This window comes from Aestuariispira insulae, from assembly GCF_003385955.1.
Classification (GTDB): Bacteria; Pseudomonadota; Alphaproteobacteria; order UBA8366; family Aestuariispiraceae; genus Aestuariispira; species Aestuariispira insulae.
This window is the reverse complement of sequence record NZ_QRDW01000012.1, coordinates 57,682-79,642: the sequence shown is the minus strand read 5'-3', so window position 1 is coordinate 79,642 and position 21,961 is coordinate 57,682. Positions and strand designations below refer to the sequence as shown.

The following is a 21,961-nucleotide window of genomic DNA, read 5'->3' as shown; positions in this document are numbered from 1 at the left end:
GCCGGAAGCGGATCTGATGAGTTTGATGGGGCGGTTCAAGATGGCCGTAACTGCTGAAGGCGGAAAAATTTAAGACAACAATCGAACAGACGGAGAAAAAAACAATGGCTGGCTTGCTGCCCGATATCGATCCTGACGGACTGCTGGAATATTCCGTCGTCTTTACGGACCGGTCGCTTAACCATATGTCCCAGACTTTTCAGAAGGCCATGCGCGATATTTCGGCAACCCTGAAAAAAGTCTATCAGGCGCATGCGGTTGCTGTGGTGCCGGGTGGTGGCACCTATGCCATGGAAGCCGTCGCACGCCAGCTAGCGGACGGGGCGAAATGCCTGGTGATCCGCAATGGCTGGTTCTCCTACCGCTGGACCCAGATCCTGGACGCCGCCGAATTACCGGAAAGTGCTTCGGTCCTAAAGGCAAGGCGCGTGGAAGACGGATCGCAAGGCGCGTTTGCCCCGGCCCCCATTGAAGAGGTTGTCGCGGCGATCCGGGATCAAAAGCCCGATCTGGTCTTTGCGCCCCATGTGGAAACCTCGTCGGGCATGATCCTGCCCGATGAGTATATGGGCGCGGTTGCCGATGCGGTGCATGAGGTGGGGGGGCTTTTTGTGCTGGATTGCATTGCGTCCGGTACGATTTGGGTCGATATGGAAAAAACCGGGGTTGATATCCTGATCAGCGCACCGCAAAAGGGATGGAGTGCCTCACCCTGTGCCGGGCTGGTGATGATGAACCAGACGGCGCAGGCCCGCGTCGAGGCCTCTCAGTCCAATAGTTTCGCAGTGGATTTGAAAAAATGGCTGCAGATCATGCAGGCCTATGAAAATGGCGGCCATGCCTATCACGCGACCATGCCGACCGATGCCCTGATCAAATTCCGCGACATCATGCTGGAGACCGAGGCATATGGTTTTGACCGCGTGCGTGATGAACAACAGGCCCTGGGCGATGCGGTGCGCGCCCTGATGGCGGATCATGGGTTTAAATCGGTGGCGGCGGCGGGGTATGGCGCACCGGGTGTCGCAGTTTTTTATACCGATGATCCGGAGATCCAGACGGGCAAGAAATTCGCAGCCCAGGGCATGCAGATCGCAGCCGGTGTGCCCCTGCAATGCGATGAAGGGGACGATTTCCGAACCTTCCGCCTGGGCCTGTTCGGTCTGGACAAACTGCATAACCTGGACCGTTCGGTGGCCAGCTTGAAAGCGGTGCTGGCACGGGTGCAGGAATCCTAATGAACTAAATTGTTATGGGGCTGCCTCAGGCAGCCCCTTCTTCATCCCGCCAGTCACATTGCCCGCCGGAGGTGATCTCCCGGGTGGCAGCCGCGGCGGAGGGCGCGCGGTAGAGATACCAGCCGGGCGTGGTGCTGCCGGAAATGGAGATCAGCACAAGACGACGTTCTTCCTTATGCCGGAAAAATTCCACATACATATCCTTGGTGCGCTTTCGCCGGCTGATGCGCTCGCCTTCAAAGGTGCAGCCCTCGGCCTTTCGATAATGGCCGTCCTCGCGGATCTTTGCCTTCAACAGCGTGCGTGAGACATCCACATGAACCATGCAGTATTTTGCGCGCTTGCCCACTTCCACCTTGAAGTTGGTCCCGTCATGATCGTAGCGCCACCAGCGGCTGCCATCTTCCTTGTCCTTCACAAACGGGTTATCACCCTCGTCACCAGGTTCCATCTGCAAGGCAGCCGTTTTCATCCGGCGCTGACCGTTATAGCCCTTGCCGACATTGGGTTCACAAACGGTCTTGAAGGCTTTCCAGGCCATGTTTGAATCGGCCTTGTTATCCAACGTGACATAGGCCAGGCCGCCAACCAGGATCAGGATAACGCCGCAAAACCGGATCAGTTTAAACAATGACATGATTTCTTCCCCCACGGAAATTTCAATCATTCAACGACTAGTTAAACGCAGTTTCGCGTATCGGTGAAATCATGAATCCGGGTGGAAAATCACATAAAATGTCGGATATCTGGGGTTTTACCCTAGCTGGGAGGGGGCTGGCTTCCAGTCACACGCCGGACCCAGCCGGACAGGGTCTCCAGACTTCCCGGCACATAGGCGTCCCGCCCTTCCAGCAAGAAACGCAGCTGGGCTTCGCTGGTCCAGGCGCCCGGCGTTTGGAAATTGTAGTCTTCCGCTCGGAACAGGCTGTGGGTCGCCCCATCGATCAGGTGGATTTCGAAGTCGGGATGACCGGCCCGGGCCAGGATCGACTGGTAAACCTGCGCGCTTTCCCGGGTATCCACATTCAGATCCTTTTTTCCCAGAAGGGCAAGGAACGGCTGGCTCAGCGCGGCCAGGCCGGGCCTTGCATCCACATGAAAATTGCGCGCAATAAAACCTTCGCGGCCGGATAGCTGGCCGTCGGCGGCGGGGGCGTCACCGAAAATGCGCTGGTTTTCCTGGCGTTCCTTCGCAATGGCCTGGGTGATCTCATCTGCGGATACGCCCTCTGCCTCCATTCTTTTGCGGGTCAGATAGAGGCTTTGATCCGCCCAAGTGACCGCGCCGCCGATGATGACGTGAAAAGCGGGGGCATCGGATTTCAGCGCGATTTCCGGCAATACCCACCCGCCTTGGGAGAAGCCGATCAAGCCGATGGCCCCTTTCCGGGCTTCGGGCTGCATGGCAACAACCTCCAGCGCGGCCAGGGCTTCGTCGGCCCGGTCCGCCATCGATTGGGTCAGCCAGTTGCCAGTGGATCGGCCAATGCCGGGTTTATCCCAACTGAACACGCCGATGCCCTGAGACAAAAGATGGTTGATCAACGGATTATAGCCATCAGATGAAGTCCGGTCCTGGGGGCCGTCGCCATGGACCAGCAGGGCAACCGGATGAGGGCCTTCGCCCTCTGGCAGCCACAGGTCCCCCTCCAAGCGGTCTGTGCCATGCTTGAAAGGTAAGGTCACCTGCCGGGCGGCGCTGATCTCAAAATTTTCAAACACCAGCAGCAAAGCGCCGCCAGCCAATAAAACAACCGCGGTCATCAAGACCAGAACCGTCCGGATCAAACCGGTCATTGCGCCATCCCCCCGAATATCATGCCTCGGAGTCCAATTCCCCGGGGAATCCAACCCCCGGAGATTCCAATCTCCAGGGAAGCAAACCCTTTTGCATGATTGATTTCTGCAATCAAAGATAGGCTTGCCCTGTTGGGGGATCAAGGGAGGGTGGCGCGTTGTTTGGGTTAAATATTTTTTAAGCGCTAACCGTTAGTTTGGTATCAAGCAGGGGATCATGAAATCGATTGCCATGCGTGACACCAGTATCATGTCGGGGCCAGAATCAATTGAAAAAATCAAATCGTAAAAATCGTAGCCGGGTGGACCTCCTTATTGCAGAACCGCAGCCACCGCTTCTTATGGAACTGCGTGCAGCCCTGCACCGGCAGGGGTATGGCCAGATCCGGGACATGCGCAACCTGGATCAGGTTTATGATGTGGTTTCGGGTGACAATATGCCGGATATCCTGATTCTGGATTCATCCCTGACCTGGGAGAGCCGAACGGTGCCGAAGCTGATCCGGGATATCCGGCACGGAAAGCTGGGCCGCAACCCCTTTGTGCCGATCATCGCCACCATCTGGACCCCGGACCAGCGCCAGGTGACCGACCTGATTAACAGCGGGCCCGATGTGGTTTTGGTCAAACCTTTTTCCACCCAGTCCCTGATTGACCGGATTGATGCCGTGGCCTTCGACCGCAAGGAATTTGTCGTGACCAGCGATTATCTGGGGCCGGACCGGCGCAAGAAAGAACGCAATAATGCCAATAGTGCCGAATTGTTCAAAGTGCCGAACATGCTGGAAAATAAACTGATCGGTGCGGTGGTGGATGCGGTCTCCTTTGCCCGTGAGATTGCCGAGGTTCAGACGCAGGTGAAGAATCGGCGGCAAAAGGCCAATGCCTTCCAGATGGCTTTTTTGGTAGCGCTCAGCCGGGATCCGCTGGTGGAAGGGAATGTGGATAAATTCCTGATCCGTAACCTGGAGCGGATACGCGATATTTCCGTTGAAATGACAGTGATGTTGAAAGAGGCGGGCCATGGAGAACTTTCGGAGACCTGCGGCAAGCTGCGCGGGGATGTGACCGATATTCTTGATAATATTAAGGATATTGCGGAAGAAACCGCATCGGCCCTGGAACGGGATACCAACCAGGTGTTGATGGCCCTGCATCCTGATGAAACCCCGCAGCAGGTGGCGGAACGGGTGGTGAAATCCGTGGGGGCCTTCAAAAACTATACCGGCCAGGAGGACCTGCATCGTCCGGTCACCCAGTTTGGCAGCTGACCCGGGTCAGCTATCCTCAAATTCCTCGCTCAGCATGGTGTCCAGCCAGTCCCAAACCGCCCGCACACGGGGTTGGGCCAGGACTTCCGCATGGGCGACCAGCCAAAATTGCTGGTCCATTTCGCGTATCACCGGCGAGGCCTGCATCAGGCCTGGTATCTCGTCGGCATGTTTGGTGAACAGCATGGCCAGGCCGGCCCCGCCCAAGACCGCCTCCACAAGGGTGTGCACGGAAGTGCACTGGATCGGGTTATGCCGGATCCGCTTGGTTTCCATCAGCCACCGGTCCAACTGGTTCAGGACAAAGCCATGTTTCATGGTGACCCAGTCACAGGCCTGATACCGTTCCTCGGTCAGGGCCTGGGGATGGGCCTTGATATAGTCTGAACAGCCATATACCGCCAGCTGGCCCATATAGGCCTGCTTGATCCTGAGATCCCCATGATCCGGCATGACCGGCCGGATCGCGATATCGGCTTCCCGCCGGGACAGGTTCAAGACTTTGTTAGAGGTCAGGAACTCGATCTGGATATCCGGCAATTGCTGGCGCAGGCCCACCAGGCGGCGGCCAAAAAACCGGCTGGCCATTTCCGGGCTGGTGATGCGCACCACCCCTTCCAGCCGGTCCGCGGTGCCGGTGGCGATATCGTCGATGGTGATGGCGGCACGTTCCATGGCGCTCACCTGCGGCAGCAGGCGTTCCCCGGCGCAGGTGAGGACATAGCCTTTGGCCTCACGGTCGAACAGGCGCACGTTCAAGGCCTTTTCCAAAGCTTCGATATGGCGGCCGACCGTCGGTTGGCTCATGCCCAGCAAACGGGCCGCACCGGACAGTGAGCCCTGGTTGGCGACGGCGGCAAAAATCTTGATATGGTTCCAGTCCATGGGGGTTCCCCGCATCATCCCGTTATTCAATTATGAATACTGACTTACGGAATTAGTCAATTTTAAAGAGGTTAAAGCTGCGCGATAAAGAAGGCCACAGAGATTGCCACTGAGTGCAGGAGTTCAAAAAATGACAACAGGAACCCTCCAGGCCCCAATTTGCCCAAGCTGTCCGCAGGGCGGTATCAAACTTTCCGCCATGCTGCCCCTTTCATGGCGGCTGCGGGAAATCTTCTGGCGCCGCCGGGCGGCGTCGGGCGAGGTTCATATGGGGCATGTCCCCACACCGATTGAGGATCTGGCTGATTATCGTTCGGCCCTGCTGAGCCGTCAGCCGCCGCTGTAACATTTGCCGCTGCAAGTCGGTTTGTCGCCCTGGACCCTTGATCGGGTCTGGGGTGACGGCTGTTGCGTGAACAACTATCTGGACTGAACAGGTTTTTCAGGGACATAGTGCCCCTTCACTCCATCCTGCCCCAAGGATATTCATGATCGCTTTTGACCCGCTCATCTATCTATTGGCCATTCCGGCCGTTCTTCTTGTTGGTATTTCCAAAAGCGGCCTTTCTGGCGGCATGGGGATGATCGCGGTGCCGCTGCTGGCGGTGTCCATCTCCCCGGTTCAGGCGGCGGCCATTATGCTGCCGATCCTGTGTGCGATCGATCTGTTTGTGATCTACAATTATCGACATCAATGGGATCGCTGGAACCTCTGGACCCTGGTGCCGGGCGCGCTCATTGGGATCGGCATCGGCGCGCTGACCTTCAGCTATGTGGATGAAAACAGCCTGCGTATCCTGCTGGGTACAATCGCGCTGATTTTCTCGCTCAACGGTTTCCGCACGGCAAAAGCCACAGAAGGCGTCGCGCCAAAACGCTGGATCGGGCGGCTCTGCGGCCTGACCGCGGGCTATACCAGCTTTGTCGCCCATGCGGGCGGCGCGCCGGTGAAATTTTTCCTGTTGCCGCAAAAGATGGATAAAACCCTTTTTGTCGGCACCAACGCGGTTTTCTTCCTGATCGTTAATTATACCAAGCTGGTCCCTTATGCCTGGCTGGGGCAGCTGGATTTCACCAACCTGACCACTTCCCTGATCCTCTCGCCTCTGGTTCCGCTCGGCGTCTGGCTGGGCCTAGTGCTGCACAAACGGATCAGTCAGGAACTGTTTTACCAGGTGAGCTATGTGCTTCTGTTCGTGGCGGGCGCGAAACTGATCTGGGATGGGTTCAGCCGGAGCGGATGGGTTTAAACTATCTGATTAGGTATCCTATTTGGGTTGCTCGTCAGGCCGCCAAACGCTTTTTCTTGTCTGGGCCCTGGTAATCTGCCAAATCTTGATCAGGTTTAAGAGCAGACTGACAAGTGCGCTGCCTTTGGAGAATATCATGCCCGATCTCTGGGTTTATAAACGCCGGCCGAATTCGGTGACCCGGCACAAACATGGCGGTTTCAATGCCTCCTTTCCGATGAACGGGCATACGGTGGTCGGCCAGATCGCGCTGGATGAGCTGGCGCGCCAAGTGGAGGCGGCCCGGGCCGCTGAACCGGCGGCGGCGGAGAACCGTAGTAATGTTTTGAGTTTCGCTGACCGGCGCAGCCGGGCGTCCCGTACGCCATCGCTGCGCGGCGGCAAGCGGCCGGGTGATCATACACCGCACCGCGAGTGAACATTTTTTCCTGACAGGTTGGAGAGGCCCCGATGGTCAAGCTTACCAAGATCTATACCCGTGGCGGTGACAAGGGCGAAACCTCGCTGGGCGACGGCCAGCGCCGACCCAAACATGACCTCAGGGTCGAGGCCTATGGCACGGTGGATGAGGTGAATGCGGTGATCGGGCTGGCGCGGCTCGAGGTCGAAGGGGAGCTGGATGCGCTCTTGAGCCGGATCCAGAATGATCTTTTTGATCTGGGCGCGGATCTTTGCACGCCGGAAGGGACCGAACGGTCAAACGGCGCGCTGCGCATCGTTGCGGCCCAGGTGGCCTGGCTGGAAGAGAAGATCGATCATTACAATGAAGCCCTTGCCCCACTGACCAGTTTTATCCTGCCGGGCGGCTCGCGGGCCAGTGCGCAGATGCATCTGGTCCGCACTGTGTCGCGACGCGCCGAACGGCTGGTCACTGCATTGGCGGCGGCGGAGGATGTGAATGCGGAAGCGGTTAAATATCTGAACCGCCTGTCCGATCTTTTCTTTGTCCTGGGCCGCCATTGTAATAATCAGGGCCGGGATGATGTACTCTGGATCCCGGGGGCCAACCGGTGACGGCACAAATAGTATCTCTTGGAAAGGTTGAGACATGGACCCGGAAATCACGATGATGCTTGAAATCGCGCTGGGCGGCCTGTTTGCCCTGTTCGTGCTGGGTGCGCTGGTCTGCCAGCTGCTGGCCATGCGCCACCGGACCGAAGACGCGATGAAATTCATGCATAAAGACAGCATGTTCAAGCATAAAGAGCTGGTCTTCACCCCGGAGGGCATGCGCTATATCCGCCTTCAGAAAAAGCTGGCGGTGGGGGTGATGCTGGTCAGTCTGGCCTTTGCCCTTCTTTATTCCAACAGCAACGCATAAAAACCTGTCGGGAGAGATCCCATGTTAGTCGAGCTGATCAAATCCACCCTGACGCCCTGTCCGAAATGGGCCAAGAAGATGGGCTTTGTCGCGGAATCTGTGGCCATTGATGCCCGGGCCAAACGCTGTGCCGCCGCCTGGGAACCGCATCAGAAGGAATGCAAAAAATTCATCCTTCAGGCGGTGGAGGGGTGCGAACAGACAAGGACCGCCCTGGTGGCCGGATCGGGGGCGTGCCTGGATCTGCCGTTGAAAGAGCTGGCGGATCGATTCGATCGGGTAATCCTGCTTGATATCGTTCACCCAATTACCAATAGGTCATCTAAGTTACCTAATGTGCTACAAATTGTCGCAGACATCACAGGTGTCGGTGAGGAATTATACGCGTTTAAAACGCTGCCCGACCCGGTGCCGGTGCCGGATCTTTATCATATTTTTCCCGATATCGACCTGGTGGTTTCGCTCAATCTGCTCAGCCAGCTGCCGGTGACCTTCCTGGATTGGCTCCAGGAAGAGGGGCTGGCCGAGGATGAGGCGCTGGATCAATTCGGTCATGATCTGATCCGGGCGCATCTGGATTGGCTCCAGGGTTTCCAAGGGGTTCGCTGCCTGATCACCGACCGCCGATGGGAGGAAAAAGATCCGACTGGCCGGGTGATTTCCCAAAGTGACCCGCTCTATGGCATTGAAATGCCGGGTCCGGACAGGATCTGGCGCTGGGCGGTGGCGCCGATGGGCGAATTGGACGGACCGGTCTGGCGGGAAAATCTGGTGGCGGGTTATCTGGATTATACCGAGAACGCCTCGGATTGATCTCACCGCGTCATCATTGAGCGAATCCGCGTAAACTTGGGATTCCGCACTTGACTTGGGCTTCTACAGGGTCCTACAAATCCTGCCGAGTTTAACTGTTTTGAAATATCCAGCTGAAATGAGGTCTGGCCAATGAAGGTTCTCGTTCCGGTAAAGCGGGTTGTTGATTACAACGTCAAAGTTCGCGTTAAAGCCGACGAAAGTGGCGTTGAAACCGCCAATGTGAAAATGTCCATGAACCCCTTCGACGAGATTTCCGTTGAAGAGGCCATCCGACTGAAAGAGGCCGGCAAGGCGACCGAAGTTGTGGTTGTTTCCATCGGCACCGCCCAGTCCCAGGACACTCTGCGCAACGCACTGGCCATGGGCGCTGACCGCGCCATCCTGGTTGAAGCTGACGGCGAAGTTGAGCCGCTGGCGGTTGCCAAAATCCTGAAAGGCGTCATCGCCGAGGAAGAGCCGGGCCTGGTATTGCTGGGCAAACAGGCGATCGACGACGACAGCAATCAGACCGCCCAGATGCTGGGTGCTCTGACCGGCTGGCCGCAGGCGACCTTCGTTTCTAAGATCGAGCTGGGTGACGGCTCCATGGAAGCCACCCGTGAAGTGGATGGCGGTCTTGAGACCATTAAGGTGAACATGCCGGCGGTTGTTTCCGTTGATCTGCGTTTGAACGAGCCGCGCTATGCGTCCCTGCCGAACATCATGAAAGCCAAGAAAAAGCCGCTGGATACCAAAGCCGCTGCTGATTACGGCGTTGACGTGACCCCGCGTCTGAAGACCCTGAAGGTCTCCGAGCCGCCGGCACGTGCCGCAGGCATCATCGTTGGTTCCGTTTCTGAGCTGGTTGAAAAGCTCAAAAACGAAGCAAAAGTTATCTGAGGGAGGCGGGACGAATGACCAACCTGATCATCGCAGAACACGATAATTCTGAACTGAAAGCTGCCACCCTTCACACCGTGACCGCTGCCCAGGCTGCCGGTGGTGACATCACCATCGCCGTTATCGGCGAAGGCGTTTCCGCTGTTGCCGAACAGGCTGCGAAAGTGGCTGGTGTCTCCAAGGTTGTCACCGTGGATGGCGCGGAATACGGCCACCAGCTGGCGGAGAATGTGGCACCTGTCATCGTTGCCTTGGCTGAAGGCTACAAAAATGTTTGGGCCCCGGCGACTACGGCTGCGAAAAACACCATGCCGCGCGTTGCGGCCCTGATGGATGTGCAGCAGATCTCCGAGATCACCGCTGTTGTCTCTGCGGACACTTTTGAGCGCCCGATCTATGCCGGTAACGCCATTGCGACCGTTCAATCCGCCGAGAGCACCAACATCATCACCGTCCGCACCACTTCGTTCGAGCCGGCGGCGGCTGAAGGCGGTTCCGCGGCTGTTGAATCTGTTGCCGGTACCGGTGACGCAGGCATCTCCTCTTTCGTGAGCGCGGCTGTGACCGAATCTGAGCGTCCGGAACTGACCTCTGCCCGTGTGGTGGTTTCCGGTGGCCGTGGCATGCAGTCCGGCGATAACTTCGCCATGCTGGAAAAAGTGGCTGACAAGCTGGGTGCCGCTGTTGGTGCCTCCCGCGCGGCCGTTGATGCCGGTTATGTGCCGAACGACTACCAGGTCGGTCAGACCGGTAAGGTGGTTGCACCGGAACTCTATATCGCTGTCGGTATTTCCGGCGCGATCCAGCATCTGGCCGGTATGAAGGACTCTAAAGTCATCGTCGCTATCAACAAGGACGAAGAAGCCCCGATCTTCCAGGTCGCGGATTACGGCCTGGTGGCGGACCTGTTCGAAGCGGTCCCGGCCCTGGAAGCAGAGCTGGACTAAGCTTTCGGCGGACAAAGACTATCTGTATTGGTTTAGGGCCTCGGTTTGATCCGAGGCCCTTTTCCGTTGTGCGGCATGCGCTATGCCCCAGTTACCATTTTTTAAAGACTTGCTAATATATAGTGTCGGTTCCTTTTGGCTTGGGACAAAGGGAGAGCGACGTGACGGTAATTCCATTCCAGGCGGAGTGCGGACAGGAAATCATGTCTAGCAAAGAGCCAAAATACAAAAACTCGAAGATTCTGGTCCTCGATGATGTTGCTGCCAATGTTGAACTGATCGAGATGATGCTGAATGAGGAAGGCTACCTCAATGTGATCTCGACCACTGATCCGGCCCAAGCGATCGCCATTTACAAAGAATTTAAACCTGACTTGCTGATCCTGGATATTCGTATGCCCGGCATGGACGGTTTTGACGTTATGTCAAACCTGTCGGATGGCTGTGTGGACGAATATCTGCCCATCCTGGTGTTAACCGCCCAGCAGGATTCGCAGACCAAGCTGCAGGCGCTCCGAAGCGGGGCAAAGGACTTTCTGACCAAACCGTTTGACCAGGTTGAGGCCCTGAACCGGATTGAAAATATGCTGGAGGTCCGTTCGCTCTATAATAGAAAACAGCGGCAGGCGGATGATCTGGCCAGCCAGGTGGATGAAAAGACCCGAGAGCTTCAGGAAGCCTATACCGAGATCCGGGAAACCCAACTTGAAGTGATCAATCGGCTCGGTCGCGCCGGGGAATACCGGGATTGTGAAACAGGCATGCATGTGGTTCGGATGAGCGAGATGTGCAGGCAACTGTCCCTGGACGCCGACCTCGGCGAGGAGTTTGCCGAGCTTATTCTTCAGGCGAGCCCAATGCATGATGTGGGCAAGATCGGTATTCCGGACAGCATCCTGCTGAAGCCTGGACCATTGGATGATGAAGAATGGAAGATCATGCGTACACATACAATAATTGGTGCGGAGATCTTGCGGGGGCATAGCTCAAGTCTTTTGAAAACCGCCTCGGAAATTGCGCTGACCCATCATGAAAAATGGGACGGCAGCGGGTATCCCAATGGGTTGTCCAGCAATGCCATCCCCCTGGCTGGCCGGGTGTGTGCTATTTGTGATGTGTTTGATGCCTTGACCTCCAAACGCCCCTACAAAGAACCCTGGTCAATTGTGGACACCCTCGCCTTTATCGGGGAACAGGCCGGGCGGCATTTTGATCCCAAGCTTGCAAAGATCTTCTGCGATTCGATCCATAAGATGGTCAACATCAAAGAAAACTACGCAGATTGACGGGTGCAGGCTCGCATGGCGACGTGATGACCTCATTTCAGTTTTCCAAAACCTCCGGCCTGGCCTGGCGATATGCTGGCTATATTTTTGCGTCCCTGATCTTCATTGAGGTGATGATCCTTATTCCCTCCGCGGTGTTCCGTTACCAACAATTGCGCGAAGATCTGATCCATGAGGCGGGACATCTGGTCGAGTTGGCTGTGGATCATTCCAATGTGGACTCAAGCGGTATCGAACGGTTGATTTCCGACCTTTTGGGTCTGAATGGCATTGTCGGCCTTGCCATCATGCCGTCACAGCATGATCCGGTGATCAGCATTGGCGATCGGGTTCAATCCGATTTTGATTTTTCGGCGTTTGATCATCACGGGAATATCCTGGATCAAGATGGTTTCATTGAATTCGGTATCACCGGAACAACGTTGCCGGAAGGCATGAAAATAGTCGTGCGCCTGGATAGCACCCCCGTTTTTGGGCAACTTCTGGACTATATTGGGATGGTCTTGTTTTTGGTTGTCATTGTGGCGGCTTTCCTGACTTTTGCTTCTCTCCACATTACACAACGGTTGTTTCTGTTGCCCCTCGCCGAGCTTCGCTCCGGCCTTCTTGACAGTATCGCCATGCAGGAAGTTGTTTTTTCGAATGAAATGCTGTCGCGCCCGGATGAGTTAGGCAGCATTTCCCGGCAATGCCGTATTTTGCTCAAGCGGCTTTTTGATGCCAAAGGCCATCTTGCGGCAACGAACAAGCTGCTTTCCGGTGAACTTGCCAAGCGCAATGAGGGGCTTGAAAAACTGAATGATGACCTGACCAGGGAATTGGCCAGCAGGCATGTGGTTGAACGTGATTTAAAGAAGGCCCGCGATCGGGCGGAAAAAGCAAGCCAGGCAAAAACGGAGTTCCTCTCGGCGATGAGCCATGAATTGCGCACGCCGTTAAACGCGATTATCGGTTTTGCCCAAATCCTTGAAAACAGCAGAAAAGAGCCCCTTTCGGAACGGCAAGAAAAATGTGTGCGCCAAATCCGAATTGGTGGCGAGCATCTTCTTGGGTTGATTGCAGGTTTGCTGGATCTTTCCAAAATCGAGGCGGGTCAGATTGATCTGGAAATGGAACCAATCTGGCCCAGTGAGGTTTTTAAGGAAGTGCTAGAACTGATGCGGAGTGTGGCGCAGGAAAAAGAGATTATCCTTGAGGGGAAAAGACGCACGGACAAGAGGATTCTTGCGGACCGGGACCACCTGAAACAGGTCATGGTGAACCTGATTGGCAATGCCATAAAATACAACCGCCAGGGGGGAAGGGTGGAGTTTGGATGCCTTGAAGAACCTACTGGCACAGTCTGTCTTTTTGTTTCCGATACCGGGTATGGCATTGAAGAGCATGAAATCCAGACCATCTTCGAGCCTTTCAGCCGATTACCTAATCATCGGGAAACGATTGAGGGAACGGGCATCGGTTTGACCATTGTCCGTAAGCTTGTCACAGAAATGGGGGGAGAGATCCGTTGTGAAAGTTTGGTGGGTCAAGGTACGACTTTTTGGATGGACTTCCCTGTTTACGACTTGCTGCCAAAGCTGGGAAAACCGGTCTATAACGGACACTCATTCAAGGAGGAGCATCATATTGAAGCCAACAGTGGCTTGGTCCTGTATATAGAGGATAATCCTGCGAATATTGCCCTGGTTGAGATGGCTCTGGCTGAAATACCGGATGTAGCCCTGGTTTCGGCACCTGATGCGGAGATGGGGATAGAGCTTGCAAAGAGTATAAAGCCGGATCTGATCCTGATGGATATCAACCTTCCCGGTGAAAACGGTTTCCTGGCAAAAGCGCGATTATGGGCTGATGAGGAGACACGCGCTATCCCGGTGGTTGCAATCAGCGCTTCTGCCATGGAGGATGATATTCAACTGGGACATGATGCCGGGTTCAAATCATATCTCACCAAGCCGCTGGATGTAGTGAGACTCACCGATCTTATTCGGCATGAGCTACAATGAGGCAGAATTTTCCGTCATGTGCTAAAGTTGACGGAATCAACGCTACCCAATCTGGCACGGGGGGGGTTCTATGTATTGTCGTTTGTTCGCTGTGGTATTGGTTGGCCTTATGATGATGTCAGTGGGCCGGGCAGCGGATATCGTCATTGCCAATGATGACGCATGGCCGCCTTTTTCCCATGCGGACCAGCCGGGTCAGGGCATGGCGAATATGCTGGTGATTGCTGCATTTCAGGCGTCGGGCCGTGAGGCCGAAATCCGTTTGTTGCCATGGAGCCGGGCTTTGGTATCTGCGCGTTTGCACAAGGTAGATGGCGTGGCGGCTGCCTTCCGGACCCCGGAACGAGAAGAGGTTTATCTCTATTCGGATAGTTTCTGGGAAGTTCGTGGGGTTCTGCTGGTCCAGGCACAGTTTCCATTGGTTCGATACGAATACTGGGATGAATTGAAGGGATTCTCAATTGGCGTGATCCAGGATAATGCGGCCCCTCTGGGGTTTCTGGAAGCCGATCTGGACTTCCGTTCGGCCCCAACCCGGGTGTCAAACCTGCGTAAGCTGGCTTTCGGCCGGGTGGATATGATCTATGACGTTGAGCTGCCAATGTTCAACACGCTTGATGAGATTGGATTGGAGCGCTCAGATTTCAGAGTGCTGGAGCCGCCCGTGGGCCGAAACCGTTTGCATCTGATCGTGGCAAAAGATCATCCGGAAGGAGCCGGTATCATCCAGGCGTTTAACATGGGTCTTCAGCGAATTCGGGAGAATGGCACCTATTCAAACATCGCGAAACGATTTCAGTTACCCGTTGTCAGTCCAATCGACTAGGCGGTTTCGCGACGTTGTCCGGAAGCCTGGAACAGGGCGACACAGCCCTCAATCCGAATGTCTACATGCGAAAATCGCTCTTCTAACAGTTTTTTCAGGTCGCTGAGTGAGTCCCGGTCATTGGTAAAGATACCCTTGGAATTGTAAAATGCCATCAAGCGGCGGGCCGCCCAGCCGCGCTTCACCCCGCCGGATAGGATGGTTGCTCCGAACAATGTGCCTTCTTCCGCGAGCAGGGACATCACGTTGTCCAGGACAATCGCCTTGTCAGGCAAAGAGCCGGGCAGGCAATGGAGGAGATAGCCCAGGCAGATGGATTGGAACGGGCCGTCATTGGGAAGGGATTTGAAAACATCCGCCTTGATTTTTTGCAGATTGATTGACGGGTTAGCCTCTGCGATGCGCTGTGCGGCAAAATCAAGACAGCCCTGGTTAAGATCCAACAATGTGACTACAGGTTCGCTGCCTGGCAATTTAGCATGCGCCGGGAACCAACCTGTTCCTACGCCGACATCAAGATGATTGGTGCTGTAGAATTGGTTGTAGAAGGCGAGAATGGTTGATGTGGAGCATTGCCAGATAAACCGGTTTGAAAGTCCCAGAACCAGGATGTCGTATATTTTGAGTGTGCGACTGGAATAGACAGCCTGTCCCGCTTCGATCTGGGCATCGGTAATGGTCATTGGGTACTCCGGTATGTTTAATCATTCTCTCCTAACATGCTGAGCTTGTCGCGACCAACCCCTATTGCTGACAAATCTGGTATATCAGTGGCATAATACTGTTTTGTTGTCGTTTCCTTGTTGAGAGTGCCCATGTCTGCCCCCCCCGATCAACTGCTAAACCTGCGCGCCCAGATCAACCAGCTTGATGAACAGCTGATAGAAGTGCTTGGGGAGCGGTTTGAAATCTCCCGATTGATCGGTGAATTCAAGCGCAAGACCGGACTGCCCGCCCTGGATGAGGCCCGGGAGGCCGCTATCATGGAAAACCGGACGGCATTGGCGATGGAATATGGTCTGGATCGGGATTTTGCTCATCGTTTTATGCAGATGATCCTGGATCAGGTGGTCGCGGAACACCAAGAAATCAGCCAGTATAAATCACCGCCCCGAGGCCGGGCCTAGGCAAGTGAAAAGGCTGGCCTGCGGCAATTCGGACATGGACGCATCATGGTGAAGCCGTTAGGCTAGGCCGTCGGACGGTGGATGCCAGATTTTCCGTCCCGGCAAAGGGCATAAGAGAATTGAAAAACGGTTAGGTTTCAGGGGACAAGCATGTTCAAAACCATTGGGGTGATCGGCGCGGGTCAGATGGGCAACGGCATTGCCCATATTTGTGCATTATCCGGCGCGGTGGTAAAAATGCTGGATGTGGACAAAGCCCCGCTGGATGAAGCGCTTAACCTCATCTCGCAAAACCTGGACCGCCAGGTCGATCGGGACAGCATCTCGCCTGAGGACAAGGACGCGGCCTTGTCCCGGATTGAAACCGGCAGCGATTACGCGATGTTCTCCGATTGTGATCTTGTTGTCGAATCAGCTACGGAAAATGAAGAGCTGAAACGCGAGATTTTTCGCGACCTCATCCCCCATCTTCGCGATGACGCGATCATTGCCACCAACACGTCTTCTATCTCCGTGACAAGGCTGGCCGCCAATACGGACCGGCCGGACCGGTTTTGCGGTGTGCATTTCCTGAAACCGGTGCCGGCGATGCGGCTGGTTGAGATTATCCGAGGCCTGGCGACATCCGAGGACACCTTTGAGAAATGCCGGGATTTTGCCGAAAAACAGCTGGGTAAAACGGTCGCCATTTCCGAGGATTTCCCAGGCTTTATCGTAAACCGTATCTTGTTGCCGATGGTGAATGAAGCCATCTATACCCTCTATGAAGGGGTTGGCACGGTGACGGCTATCGATACCGCCATGAAGCTTGGCACCAAGCATCCGCTTGGTCCCCTAGAACTGGCGGATTTCATCGGGCTGGATACCTGTCTGGCTATCTTGAATGTGCTGCATACGGATTTGGCGGACGCAAAATACCGCCCCTGCCCTCTATTGGTGAAATATGTTGAAGCCGGGTGGCTGGGCGTGAAAACCGGTCGTGGATTTTATGACTATTCCGGGGATCAACCGCGGCCAACCCGTTGATGATCCGACACAGGCTTAGAGCTTAGTCATTGCCGGGGCCGGGGAAACTGTCGCGCAGCGGCAAGCGCACGGTCACTGTTGTACCGGACCCTTTCTGGCTGGATAAGGTCAGTTGGCCGCCATGCAGTTCGGTAAGACCTTTCACGATTGATAGACCCAGGCCTGTACCGCTGGAATCCCGCGTATATCCGCGCTCTTCCTGATGGAATGGCTCCAGGACGGACAGTAACTCTTCTTCGGCGATGCCAATCCCCTCATCCCGGACCTTGATCAGATAATCGGTTTGATCGCGAGAACCGGAAACGCGGATTTCACAGCCGGAATTGGAAAATTTGACGGCGTTGGAAATCAGGTTGGCCAGGATCTGCTTCACCGCCATCTCATCGGCCAGAATGACCGGATCGTTATCGAAGTCGATGACAAGCTTGAGGTTTTTGTCTTGCAGCGGCAGCGAGAAAAAGCGTTCAACCTCCATCGCGAGAGTTTCGCAGTTGATTTGTTCCGGTACAAGCTCGTGTCGGCCGGCCTCGATTTTGGAGAGCTCAAGGATGCCATTGATCAGGCTGAGAAGATGGGAACCGGACTGATAAATGTCGTTTGCATATTCTTGTTCCATGCCGGGGCGGATTCCGGATTTGATCACTTCGGAAAAGCCGATGATTGCATTAAGCGGCGTGCGCAGTTCGTGGCTCATATTGGCCAGGAAAGAAGATTTGGCCAGATTAGCCATGTCCGCCCGCTTGGCCATGGTTTCCGCCTGGTCGCGCGCGGCCCGCAGATTGTCCTCTCGTAATTGGATCTGCTGATATAAATGATCGAGAACATGGCCGATTTCTGTAATCTCATCCCCCTTTTTCAGCAATTTATCGGGAGAATCCGAGGTTGCCTGCATGAAATCGAGCATCCTCTTTTTCAATAAGGAAAGGCGGCGCAGAATGGAACGGCGCAGATAGGCGAGGATCATCATCGCCACCAGCAGAGAGGCAGCAGCGGAAATCAGCACGATATTGGAGCGGCTGGAAATCAGCGCGGCAAAGGAGTTGCCTTCGCGGATGATTTCGTTTTCCTGCCAGGTTAGCAATCCTGAGGCCAAGGACGCCAGCTGATTGGACAATTCGCGGTTGGCCACCAGGATCCCCGCCTGTTGATTCCGCAGCAATAACAGCTGTTCCAGTGCCTTGAGCGGGGTGTCTTGCGCCTGGATCATCGCAATAACTTTCTGTTGAGCGGGCAGGCGTGCCTGTTGTTGGGGGGGCTCCAAGCGGTCAAAAGCCGCAGCCAGCTGTTCGGATAGGCGGTCCAGGTTGGTGGATAGTCTGCGCAGCCTGGGTAGGCTGTTCAGGTCATCCAGATTGGCCAGTATGCTGATCACCCGAAGCTGCAGATGGCTCCAGTTGGATTCAGGACTATTTCCGCCGGCCGGTGCACCAAAATCTCCGATAGCGGCACGGAGGTCCTGCAATTCCATTGCAAGCTGTCTGATGCGTGTTTTGTGATGCTGGAATGTGGTGTTGGCATCATGGATGGTTGCAGATGCCTCATTCAGCCGGTCGAAATTGTCCTTGAGCCTGTCAAGAACCGGTTGAATGGTCCGGGTGGTGAAGGCACCGGAGCCTGACGTTTCGGCAACGGCGCGGTTGAACAAATCTTGCTGTTCCAGGGAATGCAGCTCTGCAATATCTTCCTCGAGCGCCCTGAGGAGATCGGAAATGCTGTTTTTAACCCGTTCGCGATCTGTTGGTGTGCGTGCTGCGATCAGCTCGACCCCTTTACCCTTCAAGGCTTGTGCACTGCCGGACAGATGGCCCGCTGCCACCAGGGCCGGCAGACGATCGCGGGCAATGCCTTCAAACCCGTTTTGCAGGGTGTTGAGGGTGATTAAAGTTGTTATTCCGGCAGCGATAGTTGCCGCGACAATGATGCTGATGCCGCCACCGAGCTTAAGAGAAACGCCTGAAAAACGCATGTGCCCCGCGCCTTGTGTTATCGGATAGGAGGCGCGAAAAGAAGACCGCCTTCAGACCAAAGCCGGTTCAGTCCCCGACCACCGGCTGGTGACAGGGTATGGCTGAGATTGCGTTCGAAAATCTCCCGATAATTGCCGACCTGACGGACAATCTGGAAGGCCCAGTCGTCCGGTAGGCCCAGTCCATGACCGATCTGATCTTTCTGACCGATAAAGCGGCGGATTTCCGTGCTCTTGCTGTCGCGCCTATGTTCGATATTCTGGCTCGATAAAGCCAGCTCCTCAGCAATGATGGTCGCATGGATCGCCCAGCGCACTGCATCGAACCATGCCATGTCGTTATCCCGGACAGCAGGTGCCAGCGGTTCTTTTGAAATTACGTCGGGAAAGACAATCGGTGGATCTCCCGGCCCGTCAAAGCGGGCCTGATGGGCGATCAAGCCCAATCTGTCATAGGCGATCAGGTCGCATTTTTTAAGATAAAAGGCTTCCAGTTGTGTCTCAAGAGAATTGAGGGCCTTAATGGTCAGCCCCTTGTTGCCGTTGTTAATCAGTTCCTGGACATTTTCAATCGTGGTGGTGTTTTTGCCGACACAGACCGTTGCTTTAGCAATATCGGAGATCTGGACGGCTCCCACACTTTGCAGTGCCATGAAGCCGGTGCCGTCGTAATAATAAATGGCAGGAAAGGCCAGTCCCTGCTCGCCGTCACGCTGTGCGGTCCAGGTTGTATTGGCCATCAGGATATCGATATCGCCATTTTTCAAGGCATCGAACCGGCTGACCACATCCACCTGGTAGAATTCCACGGCTTCGGCATCGCCGATGACGGCGGCGGCAACCACCCGGCAGAAATCCGGGAAAAACCCGCGCCATTGACCGGTTGCGTCACGGGTTGTCAGCCCTTTCCCGGTAAGGGTCAGGCCGCAGCGCAATACGCCGTCATCACGGACCCGGTCCATAGTGGGGCCGGCCGAAGCGGCCCCTGTGAGGATCAGGAAACAGAATAGGAAAGAAAGGGCAGCAAAGCGATACCGCCTGCTTTCACCGTTGTGGCTGAATGGCATAAGACTGATCATGTAGCTCCAAACCCCTCCCGGTTCGTGGCCATTATCTCCGTTTTTGCCATGCCATTGCAATGGTTCAGGGGCAGAAATTCCCGATTTATGAATAATCGGATTATATTACCGCGAACTGTCGATCACATGTTGGATCAATGTTTTAGCATCTTCGGATGCCCAATCCGCAGGACCTGCATAACTTCCGATCACTCGGTGCTGCCGGTCCAGCAGGAAGGTGGTTGGCAGGCCGCGAACCTTGAAGGCGCGGCCCAGTTTCATTTTTTTGTCGATAAAAAGCGTCAAGTTTTCAAGGCCGAGACGATCCCGCAGAAAGGGACCGGCGATTGCCGCGCCCTTGATGTCCTGGTTGATGGTGATCACCTGAAAGTCGGGACCGCCCATGTCAGCCTGCAGCCGGTCCAGATCGGGCATTTCCCTAACGCAGGGCGCGCACCAGGTGGCCCAAAAATTTACCAACAGGACCTGATCGCCAAAGTCGCTGAAATGGCGCACGGCATCCGATTCATCAAAAAACGGGGTCTCCGGCGCGGCAACCGGTTCCTTCAGGAGCACAAATCCGCGCATTTTTCCAACTGTTGGCGGGTAATTATCCGCCTGCACAGGGTAGCCAAGCAGGGACAAGATCGCTAAAAGGGCTAGAACCGTCTTGATGCCTGCGAGTTTCAGCCGGTTTGGATAACAATGTTTCATCAGCTACCTGGTTTTATTCAATGACTGCAAACGAAATGTGGGGTGGCCGTTTTGCCGCCGGACCCGCCGCGATTATGGAAGAGATTAACGCTTCCATCGGATTCGACAAGCGAATGTATGCGCAGGATATTGCCGGTTCCAAGGCTCATTGCGCCATGTTGGTGAAACAAGGGATCTTGAGCGAAGCCGATGGTACCGCCATCACCCAGGGCCTGGACAAGGTTCTGGCAGAGATTGAGGCCGGCGCATTTGAATTTAAAGCCTCGTTGGAAGATATCCATATGAATGTGGAAGCCAGGCTGAAAGAGCTGATTGGCGAGCCGGCGGGCCGGCTGCATACCGCCAGGAGCCGCAATGATCAGGTGGCAACGGATTTCCGCCTCTGGCTGCGCGACGCCATCGACGGTTTGGAAGCGCAGTTGAAGACCCTGCACAGGGCCCTGATCGACAAGGCCGACAAACATGCCGATGTGGTCATGCCGGGCTTCACTCATCTGCAAAGCGCGCAACCGGTGACCTTTGGCCATCATCTGCTGGCTTATGTTGAGATGATCGGCCGGGACCGGGGGCGTCTCGCTGATTGCCGCAAGCGGTTGAATGAATGCCCGCTGGGGGCGGCGGCGCTGGCGGGAACATCCTTTCCGACCGACCGGCACGCAACCGCACAGATGCTGGGCTTTGACGGCCCGACCCACAATTCCATGGATTCGGTGGCTGCGCGCGACTTTGCCATGGAGTTTCTGGCGGCTGCCTCGATCACGGCGGTGCATCTTTCGCGGCTGGCCGAAGAGATCGTGATATGGGCCTCCCAGCAGTTTAATTTTGTCCATCTGACCGATGCCTTCACAACCGGTTCTTCGATCATGCCGCAGAAGAAAAATCCCGATGCGGCCGAACTGATCCGGGCCAAGCCGGGCCGGATCATCGGATCGCTGAATGCCCTGCTGATCGTTATGAAGGGCCTGCCGATGACCTATGGCAAGGATATGCAGGAAGACAAAGAGGTTACCTTTGATGCGGCGGACAACCTGTCCCTGGCGGTTGCTGCCATGGCGGGCATGGTCGAGGATATGGAGCCGAACAAGGAAAGCATGCGTGCGGCCCTGGTGGATGGTTTCCCAACCGCCACGGATCTTGCCGATTGGCTGGTGCGTGTCTTGGGCCTGCCATTCCGGGATGCACATCATGTGACCGGATCCCTGGTGGCGCTGGCCGAAAAACAGGGGGTGACCCTGGATGCGTTGAGCCTGGCGGACATGCAGACGGTTGAGCCGCGTATCACCGATGATGTTTTTTCCGTCCTCTCTGCCGATGCCTCGGTCAATAGCCGAACCAGTTTTGGTGGCACGGCACCGGCCAATGTGAAGGCGGCGGCCAGCGCCGCCCGGGAGCGTTTCCTATGATCAAAAAGCTGACGGTTCTGATCGCTGTCTTAATGCTGGCCGTTCCGCTGGGCGCCTGTGGGAAGAAGGCCTCGCCGGAGCCGCCGTCGGGTAAGACGGATTATCCCAGAACCTATCCGACCAGTTGATCTGATCCCGACTGGGTTTT

Annotated in this window: 24 protein-coding genes; 17 read left to right on the top strand and 7 right to left on the bottom strand. The window is 55.6% G+C overall.

The annotated features are described in order from the left end of the window. Positions 1-104 precede the first annotated feature (104 nt). Entirely contained in the window at positions 105-1,238 is a 1,134-nt protein-coding gene (locus DFP90_RS19660; protein ID WP_115938632.1) for an aminotransferase class V-fold PLP-dependent enzyme, read from the top strand. Between the two features lie 25 nt (positions 1,239-1,263). On the opposite strand, the gene DFP90_RS19655 is transcribed toward DFP90_RS19660, so the two are convergent. Both DFP90_RS19655 and DFP90_RS19650 read right to left on the bottom strand, forming a co-directional pair. Continuing rightward, positions 1,264-1,875: a hypothetical protein gene (locus DFP90_RS19655; protein WP_147301069.1), complete on the bottom strand. Its 612-nt coding sequence runs from the start codon at positions 1,873-1,875 to the stop codon at positions 1,264-1,266. 122 nt (positions 1,876-1,997) lie between these two features. Further along, positions 1,998-3,035, bottom strand: a complete 1,038-nt coding sequence (locus tag DFP90_RS19650; RefSeq protein ID WP_115938628.1) for an alpha/beta hydrolase family protein — start codon at positions 3,033-3,035, stop codon at positions 1,998-2,000. Positions 3,036-3,376: 341 nt separating this feature from the next. Between DFP90_RS19650 and DFP90_RS19645 the strand changes: the two genes are divergently transcribed. Beyond that, positions 3,377-4,306: a response regulator transcription factor gene (locus DFP90_RS19645; RefSeq protein ID WP_147301068.1), complete on the top strand. Its 930-nt coding sequence runs from the start codon at positions 3,377-3,379 to the stop codon at positions 4,304-4,306. Between the two features lie 6 nt (positions 4,307-4,312). On the opposite strand, the gene DFP90_RS19640 is transcribed toward DFP90_RS19645, so the two are convergent. Beyond that, a complete protein-coding gene (locus tag DFP90_RS19640) occupies positions 4,313-5,191 on the bottom strand; it encodes a LysR family transcriptional regulator (RefSeq protein ID WP_181905467.1) in 879 nt (292 codons plus the stop codon). A 130-nt stretch (positions 5,192-5,321) separates the two neighbouring features. Between DFP90_RS19640 and DFP90_RS19635 the strand changes: the two genes are divergently transcribed. The 11 genes from DFP90_RS19635 to DFP90_RS19585 all read left to right on the top strand — a co-directional run bounded on the left by DFP90_RS19635 (position 5,322) and on the right by DFP90_RS19585 (position 14,519). Next, on the top strand, positions 5,322-5,537 hold the full coding sequence (locus tag DFP90_RS19635; RefSeq protein ID WP_115938621.1) for a hypothetical protein: 216 nt from the start codon (positions 5,322-5,324) through the stop codon (positions 5,535-5,537). A 142-nt stretch (positions 5,538-5,679) separates the two neighbouring features. Then, entirely contained in the window at positions 5,680-6,441 is a 762-nt protein-coding gene (locus tag DFP90_RS19630; protein WP_115938619.1) for a sulfite exporter TauE/SafE family protein, read from the top strand. Between the two features lie 136 nt (positions 6,442-6,577). Further along, positions 6,578-6,859 carry a hypothetical protein gene (locus tag DFP90_RS19625; RefSeq protein ID WP_115938617.1) on the top strand — a complete coding sequence of 94 codons (282 nt, stop codon included), beginning with the start codon at positions 6,578-6,580 and terminating at the stop codon, positions 6,857-6,859. A gap of 32 nt (positions 6,860-6,891) precedes the next feature. Then, positions 6,892-7,455: a cob(I)yrinic acid a,c-diamide adenosyltransferase gene (locus tag DFP90_RS19620; RefSeq protein WP_115938615.1), complete on the top strand. Its 564-nt coding sequence runs from the start codon at positions 6,892-6,894 to the stop codon at positions 7,453-7,455. Positions 7,456-7,507: 52 nt separating this feature from the next. After that, a complete protein-coding gene (locus DFP90_RS19615; protein WP_147301067.1) occupies positions 7,508-7,762 on the top strand; it encodes a hypothetical protein in 255 nt (84 codons plus the stop codon). Positions 7,763-7,783: 21 nt separating this feature from the next. Next, complete coding sequence (locus tag DFP90_RS19610) at positions 7,784-8,575, top strand: hypothetical protein (RefSeq protein WP_115938611.1); 792 nt, start codon at positions 7,784-7,786, stop codon at positions 8,573-8,575. Positions 8,576-8,707: 132 nt separating this feature from the next. Next, the gene (locus tag DFP90_RS19605) at positions 8,708-9,457 is read left to right on the top strand and encodes an electron transfer flavoprotein subunit beta/FixA family protein (protein WP_115938609.1); all 750 of its coding nucleotides are present in this window, start codon (positions 8,708-8,710) and stop codon (positions 9,455-9,457) included. A 14-nt stretch (positions 9,458-9,471) separates the two neighbouring features. Next, positions 9,472-10,404 carry an electron transfer flavoprotein subunit alpha/FixB family protein gene (locus DFP90_RS19600; RefSeq protein WP_115938607.1) on the top strand — a complete coding sequence of 311 codons (933 nt, stop codon included), beginning with the start codon at positions 9,472-9,474 and terminating at the stop codon, positions 10,402-10,404. A gap of 203 nt (positions 10,405-10,607) precedes the next feature. Then, the gene (locus DFP90_RS19595) at positions 10,608-11,690 is read left to right on the top strand and encodes an HD domain-containing phosphohydrolase (protein ID WP_115938605.1); all 1,083 of its coding nucleotides are present in this window, start codon (positions 10,608-10,610) and stop codon (positions 11,688-11,690) included. Positions 11,691-11,716: 26 nt separating this feature from the next. Next, positions 11,717-13,693: an ATP-binding protein gene (locus tag DFP90_RS19590; protein ID WP_115938603.1), complete on the top strand. Its 1,977-nt coding sequence runs from the start codon at positions 11,717-11,719 to the stop codon at positions 13,691-13,693. 109 nt (positions 13,694-13,802) lie between these two features. Beyond that, a complete protein-coding gene (locus DFP90_RS19585; RefSeq protein ID WP_218044751.1) occupies positions 13,803-14,519 on the top strand; it encodes a substrate-binding periplasmic protein in 717 nt (238 codons plus the stop codon). Here the strand turns inward: DFP90_RS19585 and DFP90_RS19580 are convergent. Next, positions 14,516-15,202: a class I SAM-dependent methyltransferase gene (locus DFP90_RS19580; RefSeq protein ID WP_115938599.1), complete on the bottom strand. Its 687-nt coding sequence runs from the start codon at positions 15,200-15,202 to the stop codon at positions 14,516-14,518. The genes DFP90_RS19585 and DFP90_RS19580 overlap by 4 nt on opposite strands. A gap of 132 nt (positions 15,203-15,334) precedes the next feature. Here DFP90_RS19580 and DFP90_RS19575 point away from each other — a divergent pair, with 132 nt between their 5' ends. Both DFP90_RS19575 and DFP90_RS19570 read left to right on the top strand, forming a co-directional pair. After that, complete coding sequence (locus DFP90_RS19575) at positions 15,335-15,646, top strand: chorismate mutase (protein WP_115938597.1); 312 nt, start codon at positions 15,335-15,337, stop codon at positions 15,644-15,646. 150 nt (positions 15,647-15,796) lie between these two features. Next, complete coding sequence (locus DFP90_RS19570) at positions 15,797-16,672, top strand: 3-hydroxybutyryl-CoA dehydrogenase (protein WP_115938595.1); 876 nt, start codon at positions 15,797-15,799, stop codon at positions 16,670-16,672. Positions 16,673-16,694: 22 nt separating this feature from the next. Here the strand turns inward: DFP90_RS19570 and DFP90_RS19565 are convergent, their stop codons facing one another. The 3 genes from DFP90_RS19565 to DFP90_RS19555 all read right to left on the bottom strand — a co-directional run bounded on the left by DFP90_RS19565 (position 16,695) and on the right by DFP90_RS19555 (position 20,410). Beyond that, positions 16,695-18,638 (bottom strand): ATP-binding protein, encoded by a 1,944-nt coding sequence (locus DFP90_RS19565; RefSeq protein WP_115938593.1) that lies wholly within the window; start codon positions 18,636-18,638, stop codon positions 16,695-16,697. A gap of 17 nt (positions 18,639-18,655) precedes the next feature. Further along, on the bottom strand, positions 18,656-19,717 hold the full coding sequence (locus DFP90_RS19560; RefSeq protein ID WP_115938591.1) for an amino acid ABC transporter substrate-binding protein: 1,062 nt from the start codon (positions 19,715-19,717) through the stop codon (positions 18,656-18,658). Between the two features lie 105 nt (positions 19,718-19,822). After that, positions 19,823-20,410 carry a TlpA family protein disulfide reductase gene (locus DFP90_RS19555; protein WP_115938589.1) on the bottom strand — a complete coding sequence of 196 codons (588 nt, stop codon included), beginning with the start codon at positions 20,408-20,410 and terminating at the stop codon, positions 19,823-19,825. Positions 20,411-20,430: 20 nt separating this feature from the next. Between DFP90_RS19555 and argH the strand changes: the two genes are divergently transcribed. After that, complete coding sequence (gene argH, locus DFP90_RS19550; RefSeq protein ID WP_115938587.1) at positions 20,431-21,813, top strand: argininosuccinate lyase; 1,383 nt, start codon at positions 20,431-20,433, stop codon at positions 21,811-21,813. Beyond that, positions 21,810-21,941 carry a hypothetical protein gene (locus tag DFP90_RS23365; RefSeq protein WP_281269706.1) on the top strand — a complete coding sequence of 44 codons (132 nt, stop codon included), beginning with the start codon at positions 21,810-21,812 and terminating at the stop codon, positions 21,939-21,941. Before argH ends, DFP90_RS23365 begins: the two co-directional genes overlap by 4 nt. The last annotated feature ends 20 nt before the right edge of the window (positions 21,942-21,961 follow it).

Coding starts and splice junctions, on each gene's coding strand:
- DFP90_RS19660 (WP_115938632.1), top strand. CDS start 105: ATGGCTGGCTTGCTGCCCGATATCGATCCTGACGGACTGCTGGAATAT.
- DFP90_RS19655 (WP_147301069.1), bottom strand. CDS start 1,875: ATGTCATTGTTTAAACTGATCCGGTTTTGCGGCGTTATCCTGATCCTG.
- DFP90_RS19650 (WP_115938628.1), bottom strand. CDS start 3,035: ATGACCGGTTTGATCCGGACGGTTCTGGTCTTGATGACCGCGGTTGTT.
- DFP90_RS19645 (WP_147301068.1), top strand. CDS start 3,377: ATGGAACTGCGTGCAGCCCTGCACCGGCAGGGGTATGGCCAGATCCGG.
- DFP90_RS19640 (WP_181905467.1), bottom strand. CDS start 5,191: ATGGACTGGAACCATATCAAGATTTTTGCCGCCGTCGCCAACCAGGGC.
- DFP90_RS19635 (WP_115938621.1), top strand. CDS start 5,322: ATGACAACAGGAACCCTCCAGGCCCCAATTTGCCCAAGCTGTCCGCAG.
- DFP90_RS19630 (WP_115938619.1), top strand. CDS start 5,680: ATGATCGCTTTTGACCCGCTCATCTATCTATTGGCCATTCCGGCCGTT.
- DFP90_RS19625 (WP_115938617.1), top strand. CDS start 6,578: ATGCCCGATCTCTGGGTTTATAAACGCCGGCCGAATTCGGTGACCCGG.
- DFP90_RS19620 (WP_115938615.1), top strand. CDS start 6,892: ATGGTCAAGCTTACCAAGATCTATACCCGTGGCGGTGACAAGGGCGAA.
- DFP90_RS19615 (WP_147301067.1), top strand. CDS start 7,508: ATGATGCTTGAAATCGCGCTGGGCGGCCTGTTTGCCCTGTTCGTGCTG.
- DFP90_RS19610 (WP_115938611.1), top strand. CDS start 7,784: ATGTTAGTCGAGCTGATCAAATCCACCCTGACGCCCTGTCCGAAATGG.
- DFP90_RS19605 (WP_115938609.1), top strand. CDS start 8,708: ATGAAGGTTCTCGTTCCGGTAAAGCGGGTTGTTGATTACAACGTCAAA.
- DFP90_RS19600 (WP_115938607.1), top strand. CDS start 9,472: ATGACCAACCTGATCATCGCAGAACACGATAATTCTGAACTGAAAGCT.
- DFP90_RS19595 (WP_115938605.1), top strand. CDS start 10,608: ATGTCTAGCAAAGAGCCAAAATACAAAAACTCGAAGATTCTGGTCCTC.
- DFP90_RS19590 (WP_115938603.1), top strand. CDS start 11,717: ATGACCTCATTTCAGTTTTCCAAAACCTCCGGCCTGGCCTGGCGATAT.
- DFP90_RS19585 (WP_218044751.1), top strand. CDS start 13,803: ATGATGATGTCAGTGGGCCGGGCAGCGGATATCGTCATTGCCAATGAT.
- DFP90_RS19580 (WP_115938599.1), bottom strand. CDS start 15,202: ATGACCATTACCGATGCCCAGATCGAAGCGGGACAGGCTGTCTATTCC.
- DFP90_RS19575 (WP_115938597.1), top strand. CDS start 15,335: ATGTCTGCCCCCCCCGATCAACTGCTAAACCTGCGCGCCCAGATCAAC.
- DFP90_RS19570 (WP_115938595.1), top strand. CDS start 15,797: ATGTTCAAAACCATTGGGGTGATCGGCGCGGGTCAGATGGGCAACGGC.
- DFP90_RS19565 (WP_115938593.1), bottom strand. CDS start 18,638: ATGCGTTTTTCAGGCGTTTCTCTTAAGCTCGGTGGCGGCATCAGCATC.
- DFP90_RS19560 (WP_115938591.1), bottom strand. CDS start 19,717: ATGATCAGTCTTATGCCATTCAGCCACAACGGTGAAAGCAGGCGGTAT.
- DFP90_RS19555 (WP_115938589.1), bottom strand. CDS start 20,410: ATGAAACATTGTTATCCAAACCGGCTGAAACTCGCAGGCATCAAGACG.
- argH (WP_115938587.1), top strand. CDS start 20,431: ATGACTGCAAACGAAATGTGGGGTGGCCGTTTTGCCGCCGGACCCGCC.
- DFP90_RS23365 (WP_281269706.1), top strand. CDS start 21,810: ATGATCAAAAAGCTGACGGTTCTGATCGCTGTCTTAATGCTGGCCGTT.